This window comes from Photobacterium sanguinicancri (assembly GCF_002265265.1).
Lineage (GTDB): Bacteria > Pseudomonadota > Gammaproteobacteria > Enterobacterales > Vibrionaceae > Photobacterium > Photobacterium sanguinicancri.
This window is the reverse complement of the sequence record NZ_NOIF01000188.1, coordinates 1-9,847: the sequence shown is the minus strand read 5'-3', so window position 1 is coordinate 9,847 and position 9,847 is coordinate 1. Positions and strand designations below refer to the sequence as shown.

The window sequence follows — 9,847 nt, the reverse complement described above, 5'->3', positions numbered from 1 at the left end:
CTATTCTATCTAAGGTATTGATAACAAAGAAAACAAGCGGGATTTTACCGATGGCTTCAGAAATGGAAAACTTGCAATTACCTGTTTGTTAATGCAACGTAAATAGGGCGTTAAGCAGTTTGACTCGCAAAAGCGCCTTATCAGTCATCATTGATAAAAGTGGTGATAAAGTTACAAATGGAATTGTAGGAGATAGCCATGTCCACCGATAACACTCTTTCTTCTCATCATGTAAAGCTATCGCTTCAAAAAGCGCTATCTCCTGAGCAACAAGAGATTGTCAGTGATGAAGCATTGGCATTTTTAGAGCGTTTGGTTGAACGCTTTGCTGATCGAGTACCAAGCTTATTGAGTGCAAGATATGAGCGACAACAGCGTATTGATGCGGGTGAGTTGCCTGACTTCTTGGCTGAAACCGCGAATATTCGAGAAGCAAACTGGTCAATTCAAAATATTCCTGCCGATTTACAAGATCGTCGCGTCGAGATCACCGGGCCTGTTGAGCGCAAAATGGTGATCAACGCGTTGAATGCCAATGTGAAAGTCTTTATGGCTGATTTTGAAGATTCATTTTCGCCAGCGTGGGATGAAGTGGTTGCTGGGCAGCGTAATTTACGTGATGCCGTAAATGGCACCATTAGCTACACCAATCCGGGGAATGGTAAGCAATATCACCTTAGTGATGATCCTGCAGTATTGATTTGTCGTGTACGCGGCTTACATTTACCTGAGAAACATTTGTTATGGCAAGGCATGCCTATTCCTGGTGCCTTGTTTGATTTTGCACTCTACTTCTTCCATAACTATAAGCAACTACTCGCCAAGGGCAGCGGTCCATACTTTTACTTGCCTAAGCTGCAAGCGCATCAAGAAGCGGCATGGTGGAGCGATGTCTTTAGCTTTGCCGAAGATGAAATGGGATTATCGCGAGGCACCATTAAAGCAACAGTGCTGATTGAAACCCTGCCGGCTGTGTTTGAGATGGATGAGATCCTCTACAGTTTGCAAGAACATATTGTTGGTCTTAACTGTGGTCGCTGGGACTACATCTTCAGCTACATTAAAACCCTACGTAATTACCCTGATCGCATTTTGCCCGATCGCCAAGTTGTCACCATGGAGAAGCCCTTCTTAAATGCCTACTCACGGCTATTAGTGCGCACTTGTCACCGCCGTGGTGCGTTTGCGATGGGAGGAATGGCCGCTTTTATTCCATCTAAAGATGCAGAGCAGAATGCTTGGGTACTGAATAAGATCCAAACGGATAAGTCTCTGGAAGCCAATAATGGCCACGATGGGACATGGGTTGCGCACCCTGGTCTGGCTGATACGGCGTGTGCGGTTTTTGATGAGGTACTTGGTAGCCGCACTAATCAGCTTGATGTTAGCCGAAGCGATGATGCGCCTATTACCGCCGCAGAGTTGCTTGCACCGTGTGACGGTGAGCGTACTGAAGAGGGTATACGCCATAACATTCGTGTCGCGGTGCAATATATTGAAGCGTGGATCACCGGCAATGGCTGTGTACCGATTTACGGTTTGATGGAAGATGCTGCCACGGCCGAAATATCGCGTGCTTCGATTTGGCAATGGATTAAACACGGTAAAGATTTGAGTAATGGCAAAGTGGTTACTGCTGCTTTGTTTGAACAAATGCTTGCAGAAGAAATGCAAGTATTAGAGCAAGAATTGGGAAGTGAAGTCTTCGCCGCTGGGCAATATAAAGAAGCCGCAGCTTTGATGGCTCGCTTAACCACCAGCGATGAACTAATGAATTTCTTAACAGTGCCGGGTTATGAGTACTTATCGTAACGCTGTGCCAAAACATGAAGTAACTGAATGCAATGTAAGAATTAAAGACTAAAGCGGATTAACAAAGACGTTATACCGATTATCGCCAAATGAACGAGGGACATCATTATGACACTGACTCGCCAACAACAAATTGAAGCTATTGAAAAGGATTGGGCTGAGAATCCACGTTGGAAACACGTAAAGCGTACTTACAGTGCGGAAGAAGTGATTAATCTACGTGGCTCGTTTGCCCCGGCAAACACGATTGCCCAACGCGGTGCTGATAAGCTGTGGGATCTTGTGAATGGCTCGGCGAAAAAAGGATACGTCAATTGTCTTGGTGCGCTAACAGGTGGCCAAGCAGTACAGCAAGCCAAAGCGGGTATTGAAGCGGTTTATCTGTCTGGTTGGCAGGTTGCAGCAGATAATAATACAGCCTCAACCATGTACCCAGATCAGTCGCTTTACCCTGTTGATTCGGTGCCTGCGGTGGTAACGCGTATCAATAATTCATTCCGTCGTGCCGACCAAATTCAATGGGCTAATGGCAGTAACCCAGAAGAAGGGATTGATTATTTCCTACCGATTGTTGCCGATGCAGAAGCGGGTTTTGGTGGCGTGCTTAATGCGTATGAATTAATGCGTAACATGATTGATGCTGGTGCGGCAGGTGTGCACTTTGAAGATCAGTTAGCCTCGGTGAAAAAATGTGGGCACATGGGTGGTAAAGTTTTAGTGCCGACCCAAGAGGCGGTGCAAAAACTGGTCGCGGCACGTTTGGCGGCCGATGTGGCGGGTACAACAACGCTTGTGATTGCCCGTACTGATGCCAATGCGGCTGACTTGCTAACATCCGATTGCGATATCTACGACCGTGATTTCATTGAAGGTGAACGTACTCAAGAAGGTTTCTACAAAGTACGTGCGGGTATCGACCAAGCCATTTCTCGTGGTTTAGCTTATGCACCTTATGCTGACCTTATTTGGTGTGAAACAGCAAAACCATGTTTAGAAGAAGCGCGTAAGTTCGCAGAAGCAATTCATGCGCAATACCCAGATCAGCTACTGGCTTATAACTGTTCGCCATCGTTTAACTGGGAGAAAAACCTAGATGCAGAAACGATTGCGAAATTCCAGCAAGAGTTGTCTGATATGGGCTACAAATACCAGTTCATTACGCTAGCGGGTATCCACAACATGTGGTTCAACATGTTTGAATTGGCGCACTCTTACGCACAAGGCGAAGGTATGCGTCACTATGTTGAGAAAGTACAGCGCCCTGAATTTGCTGCAGCTGATAAAGGCTACACCTTCGTAGCGCACCAGCAAGAAGTGGGTACAGGCTACTTCGATAAGATGACCAATACGATTCAAGGTGGTAACTCTTCAGTCACGGCACTAACGGGCTCGACCGAAGAAGACCAGTTCTAACAAATACTATCTCTCTCTATCTATCAGGCTGGGGGTAATGCCAGCCTGAGATGAGATGAGATGAGCTGTGTTGTAACATCCCCCAATCCTAGTAATGGCTGTTAAAAGCCACATTTGTAACATGTAAACCTTGTTATCGCCGGAGCACTCAGTGCTCCTTTTTTTTGTCATTTGATCTTACCTATACATTGTTGCGATCTGTATCTAAATTAAGTGTCATTGATTTGCCAGATGGTTCTACCTAAATTGCATGTTAATCGCAGAAATGAAGCAATTAACATAAATGATAATGATTATCCATTTCAAATATTTTTAACTCCACACTAACAGAGTGATTTTACGATATGTTTGAAAAGGACTTCTCATGGTTTGCTATCGCCTTTTGGCGATTTCTCTGCTGTTAATCGCGACAAAAAGCGTTTGTGCAGGTGATCTGTTTAATGTATCTGAATGGCAATCTGATAAAAAATATTTACAGTATGACACTGCTGTATTTGGTCAGAAATTGTATTTTCTAAAACAGGTGGAGTTGGAGGGAGAGGAAAGATCCATGCAGTTATGGTTTCATATTGACCATAATGTTCAATCACTTGCTTGGAATAAAGAAAAAACGTATCAGCAGGGCAATACCGTATTACACCAAGGAAAGGTCTATGCAGCACTTTGGAAGGCATCTTCTTTTTCGCCTGATAGTGAAAATGCTCAAGATAGCTGGCTTTTATTAGGCGAGGCCGATCTTAAAGGGCCAACGGCAAAGCAGATCATGCCTGTGCAAGGGGTTATAACATCGGCAAGAGAGCCTATTGTTATAGAAATTAGTGACCCTCACATCTCTGTATTAATTTCAGATTACAAAATTAAGCTAAACCCGAGTCAAGATGTTGTATTGAATTGGGATAAAAACGTTAATCCGAAACGTTTAATTATTACGCCAACCTATGACTGGGTTGATGGCCCTCTTGAATTTACCATTTCGATGTTAGATCGGTATGGAAATGAGAATCAAGAGTCATTCCAATTTGAAGTTGAAGTGAATGTTTCTATTCGCTCAATACCATCAGCGCTACCTTCTAAAGGGGAAGCCCCTCTTTCTGTGACTTTTACTCCAACGGTGAAAACAGATTCAGCGATAAATCTCTATCGGTGGGACTTTAATGGTGATGGTCAGTATGAACGTACTGATACGGTTGGACGAAATCAGAATCATACATTTACCCATCCAGGTGCATATAAACTTCGCTTGAAATTACCGATAGTGCGGGGAGAAAAGATGTCGGTTTGGTTCAAGTGAATGTTAAAAATGGAAAACCTGTAGTAACGGCGAGTGTTGATAAAACAAATGGTCGTGTGCCACTTACGGTTAATTTCTCATCAAACGCTACTGATAATGAAGGCATTGAAAGCGTTGAATGGGATTTTGACGGAGACGGTAGTGTTGATTATCACCATTCATCAGCGGGTAAAACCAGTTACGTTTATGAAACCCCTGGCTCTTATCAAGCGAAGGTAATTGTCACGGATAAATTGGGAACCTCGACGCAACTCGGCTTGCCTAATATTGAGATCCGAGCTGCCGAGCCTGATGCGCCGGAAGTCATGCTTAATATCAATAAAACCTCTGGTAAGGCCCCTTTAAGTGTTGTTTTATCAGCTTCTTTTACTCATGACAAATCGGTAACTGTAGAGCGGATGTTGTGGGATTTTGATGGTGATGGTCTTACCGATGCTACTGATGGACAAGCGCAATCATGGGTTTATCGCAGTGCGGGTACTTTTTATCCAAGCGTTACGCTTGTAACAAGTGATGGAAAGTCCGCAAAAGATGTACGCAAGCTTGCGGTACAAGAACAGCTAACGTTGACGGTTGAAGGAAGCACTTTGGATCCAGATGCTTTTGATCTCGCGACAATTCACACCACTTTGAGTGCTGATATGGATGTCAGCTTGGTGATAGAAGATAGTCATGGCGCACCGGTTAGAACACTGGTGTCTTGGGTTAAAAGAGGTGCTGGTGATTACGCCGATAAGTGGGATGGATCTTCTAATTTAGGCCAAATATTACCCCAAGGGGACTATTATGCCGTACTTAAATACCGCCGAGATGGACAAGAATACCGATTAGATTTACGCCCCTCGACCAGTGGCGGCGCTTATAATCCACGTCGGAATTACATTCCAAGTCGCTTTCAGCCATACGATAGTAACCCATTAACTATTACGTTTACCCTTCCTTATCCTTCTGAAGTCACGTCTTTTATGGGGCTTTATAATACTAATACGCGACTTGTTACTTTTAGTAATCGAGAACCGTTAGGTGCCGGAACGCACACTATTGTATGGAACGGCATTGGTGATGATGGTAAGCCAGTAAAGGCAACCAGCTCTAATCCATTTCTCTTTGGAATTTGGGGGTATAAATCGGGTGATAACGCCATCTATATCGCTTCTGGTCCTAAGCTCAGTGGTTTTTCTGCTAATCCTGCGATAGCTGTTCCCGAAACTCATACCGATGCCAGTGATGGGCACAGCCATCTTCAATTTACGCTGACTAAGCCCGCAGATATTGAGTTAGTTGTAAGTGACAACGATACCGGCTTAGTAGTAAGGCGACATATATATCAAGACGCAATCAAAGGCGAACAGAACTTGAGGTGGGACTTGAAATCAGATGATGGAAAATTGGTTTCCGCGGGTAAATACCGTTTAGGGCTTAGAGCTATTGATGCTAAAGGCTTTACGAGCCCTTACCTATATACAGTTCAGCGTGTGTATTACTAAAAAATAATGCGACAGACGGACGAAGCCTTTGGCTGATTTAGAAAGAACATATGTTAAGGACAACCCATGAAGTTTTGTATTCAGGTATTGCTAGCTGCGCTATTAAGTATCGTGAGCTCTACGCAGGCGGCTTGCTTGTTAACGGCAGAGAAATATGTCGATGTTGATATTCAGGTTAGATCTGAAACCGTAAAAGGGATGAAGGAACGCCTTAATTTATTGCAAGAAAGCGCGAATGTAGATCGGATGCAAAAAGAAGATGCGAAGACGCTACAGCGAGTTCAAAGTATTTATGATTTAGCTGGGTGTACGCCCGTCGAGCATAGTCGTTATGGGGTGGATAATGATGCTGACATCGCCTTATATTTGGCTTTTTCTTCACAGCATCAACAACAAATACAAGCCGTGCAAAATGCCTTTGATGAAACAACATTAGCTATTCGTCAGTTATTACCTGAAACGGTATCTTTGCCTACAGGAGTAGCAGACAATGAATAAACTATATTTTGCAGCATTGCTGATGGTAAGTTTAATTGCCCCTCAAAGCTTTGCTTATCACTTTCCATGGGATCAAGGCCATGATACGACTTTACCTGAAGACTCATCGAATAAACCAGGTACAGGAGACCATGAAGGGGATGGCTGTGATGCAAAGCAGGGATCGCCTGTATATCTTAAGACGGGTTACTTTATTTGGCCTGAAACAGATGTAATGTTAACTGGCGGAAAGCCTCTTACATTAAAGCGAGTCTATAACTCCAACGATCCTAAAGATGGCCCATTTGGTAAAGGGTGGACATTTAACTGTGAAGTTTCTTTGATCAAAATGACTGACACAGAGGAAACGTCATCAGGGGTAAAACATACCTCTAAGTATGTTTATCGGCTAGGTAATGGACGGCGCTTAACGTTCACTCAGGACTCTACGGGGATTTATCAGGCGCCAGATCGTATACGAGCAAATATTCTTGATGGTGAAAAGCCTGCATTGGTCTTTGACGACGGTGGAAAATTGGTATTTAACCGTCAAGGTATGATATTGCAAAAATTTGATCGCAATAATAACAAGATCAACTATCAGTATGATGGCCTTCGACGAATCACGGGAATGTCCAATGATTTTGGTCAATCAATTACAATTAGTTATAACGCAAGTGGTCGAGTTGAATTAATTTTAGATCATTCAGGGCGCCAATGGAATTACCAATATTCTAGTCTTGGTGAATTAATTGCTGTAACTAATCCGTTAGGCCATATACGTAATTACACTTATCAATCATATAAACCCAAAGCAGATAGGTATGTTTATAGCCAACTAACTCAAATTAAAGATGAAGCTAATCGTATTGTAACTGATGTGACTTATAACGGTGTTCGTGTTGCTAGCTATACCGAAGGCGAAAATAAATACAGCTACAACTACAGTGCCGATTGGGTAACAAAAACCGATAAAGTAAAGAGTAGTTGGCGATTTAAGCTAAATGACGAAGGACAGATTATTGAGCAGGTAGATAGCCTCAACGATAAAAATATAAGCCAGCGAGATGAAAAAGGGAATTTAATTGGCTATACCGACCCGCTAGGTAATTCCATTACTATGACACGGGATGAAAAAGGTCGTTTGGTCAATGTAGATAATGGTTTAATAACAACAAAATACCATTATAACAATAGAAGTAATCGGCCCTCTTCAGTTTATCATGGTGACCGAAAATACACTTTCTCTTACGATAAAAAAGGGAATATGACAGCTACGAAAGATCCTATAGGCAATAACACATATATTAATTATAACAGCCAAGGTAAGACAACTCAGTATACTGATGCAGAAGGTAAATCCGTTAAGATAAGCTACACATCACAAGGCTGGGCTAACACCATTACAGATGCTTTGAATCAACGGACGCTATTAGGCTACAACGTATTAGGCCATCTTACTTCCATGACGGATCCGGCTGGAAAGATTTATCGCTTTCATTATGACGAACTAGGACGCAAGATCCGTGAGACTGATGCGGGTGGGTTAGTGACTCACTACGCGTACGATGCAGCAAGTAATTTACAGTCAGTGACTGCGCCTAATGGAGCTGTTGAAACATATCAATATGATCAATACGGCAGATTAAAGATACTCACGCGCTATGATGGCAGTAAAGAGCGTTATACCTACCGAGCGGATAATTTGGTTGCGTCTAGTCAAGATCCATCAGGAGTCACTACATACTATAGCTATGACGCTAATAAGCGATTAATCAAAATGGTCGTTGGCAGTGAAACGGTCAATTATAGTTATAATAAACGAGGCCAAATTACATCAATCAGTAATAGAAATGACACTATTACACGAATCTATGATGATTGGGCTAGACTACGTAAAGAAATTACACAAGGGCGTAGTCACAGTTACACTTATACACCATACGATGAGGTTGCAAGTTGGAATTATAATGGACAAACGATTAATTATGAATATGATGCTCGAAGCTTATTACAAAAACTGTCTGCACCGAATGGTGAATTTAAATTTACCTGGGATAAGTTAGGTAAGCTCACTCGTCAGACATCGCCAGATGGACTTATTTTAACTAACCAATATGATGAAATTAATCGTCTCTTACAGCGTCAATATTCAGGAACGGTCGATAAGCAATGGCAATATGGTTACGATGGTTCCAATCAAATTACACAGTTAAATGAAGATGGTAAGCAACAAACTTATAATTATGATGCTAGCGAGCGCTTAACATCGGCGAAGACATTAATCGGTGATCACCGTTATCAGTATGACAAAATGGGTAATCGATTAGATTTTGGCGGAAAATACAACAAAGGTGGTCAGTTACTTGAAGATGATAGCTATATATATAGTTATGATAAGCGTGGTAATAGAACATCTAAATCAGCTAAAGACGGCAGCACCAAAGAAACATACAGCTATAATGACTTAGCACGATTAGTCAGTTACCAACGTGAGCGCAATGGTGAGCTCGAAGTTGTTGCAAGCTATAAATATGGGCCTTTAGGTCGTAGGTTAAGCAAAACAGTTAATGGTGCTAAAGTAGCGTTTCATTGGCAAGGAACGCGCTTAATTTCCGAAGGGGATGAGCGTAGTTATATATATGGGCCAGATGAATTCTCACCATTAAGTGTTGTAGATTCGAATACTAGTTATAATGTGTTGAGCGATCATTTATCAGCGCCTGTCGCTTTAAGTAATGGTAACGATTTATCATGGGAGGTAACTCGTACTCCTTATGGAATATCGAATCAAACAGGAAGTGGAAGTAGTACACTAAATATTAGTTTTCCGGGACAGTACATTGATCTAGAATCTGGATTGCATTATAACTTTTTTAGAAATTATGATCCTGTTTTAGCTCAGTATATAGAACGAGATCCTATAGGTATAGTTGGTGGGTTGAATGTTTTTTCATATGCAAGTTCATCACCATTAAATTATATTGATCCGTATGGCCTTTCAAAGAAAAAGAAAATTATAGAAATTATAGTTTGTCTGGTTGTCAATTGTTCTGATGGTGATTTTGATAAAATTGACTCAACTCGAGGTCGAACAGATCAGGGGCAAAAAACAGAGCAAGTTAGAGAAAAAGATAAAAGGAAGACTAAGCCAAACAACAATTCATTTATTCCTCTAGATATATTCGATATGACTTGTGCAACAGCCGCAGAGGCATGTAGAAATCATGACTTGTCTGCTTGTCATATTTATGTTGATATGTGTGGTGGTGATGATCCTATGTGCGTATAAGGAGTCGTAGTGAATAAGTTAAAGTTATATATACATACTCTACCTATTCCACTTAGTCGGTTATTAGTAGCGATT

6 protein-coding genes are annotated in these 9,847 nt (G+C 42.0%); all 6 read left to right on the top strand.

The window, feature by feature from the left end:
* Positions 1-198: 198 nt before the first annotated feature.
* The 6 genes from aceB to ASV53_RS20280 all read left to right on the top strand — a co-directional run bounded on the left by aceB (position 199) and on the right by ASV53_RS20280 (position 9,772).
* Complete coding sequence (gene aceB / locus ASV53_RS20305) at positions 199-1,812, top strand: malate synthase A (protein ID WP_094958442.1); 1,614 nt, start codon at positions 199-201, stop codon at positions 1,810-1,812.
* A gap of 108 nt (positions 1,813-1,920) precedes the next feature.
* Positions 1,921-3,225: an isocitrate lyase gene (gene aceA, locus ASV53_RS20300; RefSeq protein ID WP_062691357.1), complete on the top strand. Its 1,305-nt coding sequence runs from the start codon at positions 1,921-1,923 to the stop codon at positions 3,223-3,225.
* 364 nt (positions 3,226-3,589) lie between these two features.
* Positions 3,590-4,516 (top strand): PKD domain-containing protein, encoded by a 927-nt coding sequence (locus tag ASV53_RS20295; protein WP_094958441.1) that lies wholly within the window; start codon positions 3,590-3,592, stop codon positions 4,514-4,516.
* Positions 4,513-6,003, top strand: coding sequence for a FlgD immunoglobulin-like domain containing protein (locus ASV53_RS20290; RefSeq protein WP_239928869.1), 1,491 nt, complete (start codon positions 4,513-4,515; stop codon positions 6,001-6,003). The genes ASV53_RS20295 and ASV53_RS20290 overlap by 4 nt, the downstream gene beginning before the upstream one ends.
* A 66-nt stretch (positions 6,004-6,069) precedes the next feature.
* A complete protein-coding gene (locus tag ASV53_RS20285; protein ID WP_094958439.1) occupies positions 6,070-6,501 on the top strand; it encodes a hypothetical protein in 432 nt (143 codons plus the stop codon).
* Positions 6,494-9,772 (top strand): RHS repeat-associated core domain-containing protein, encoded by a 3,279-nt coding sequence (locus ASV53_RS20280; RefSeq protein WP_094958438.1) that lies wholly within the window; start codon positions 6,494-6,496, stop codon positions 9,770-9,772. Before ASV53_RS20285 ends, ASV53_RS20280 begins: the two co-directional genes overlap by 8 nt.
* Positions 9,773-9,847 lie beyond the last annotated feature (75 nt).

What these genes read in the sequence shown, in the direction of transcription:
- aceB (WP_094958442.1), top strand. Translation starts at nt 199, where the DNA reads ATGTCCACCGATAACACTCTTTCTTCTCATCATGTAAAGCTATCGCTT.
- aceA (WP_062691357.1), top strand. Translation starts at nt 1,921, where the DNA reads ATGACACTGACTCGCCAACAACAAATTGAAGCTATTGAAAAGGATTGG.
- ASV53_RS20295 (WP_094958441.1), top strand. Translation starts at nt 3,590, where the DNA reads ATGGTTTGCTATCGCCTTTTGGCGATTTCTCTGCTGTTAATCGCGACA.
- ASV53_RS20285 (WP_094958439.1), top strand. Translation starts at nt 6,070, where the DNA reads ATGAAGTTTTGTATTCAGGTATTGCTAGCTGCGCTATTAAGTATCGTG.
- ASV53_RS20280 (WP_094958438.1), top strand. Translation starts at nt 6,494, where the DNA reads ATGAATAAACTATATTTTGCAGCATTGCTGATGGTAAGTTTAATTGCC.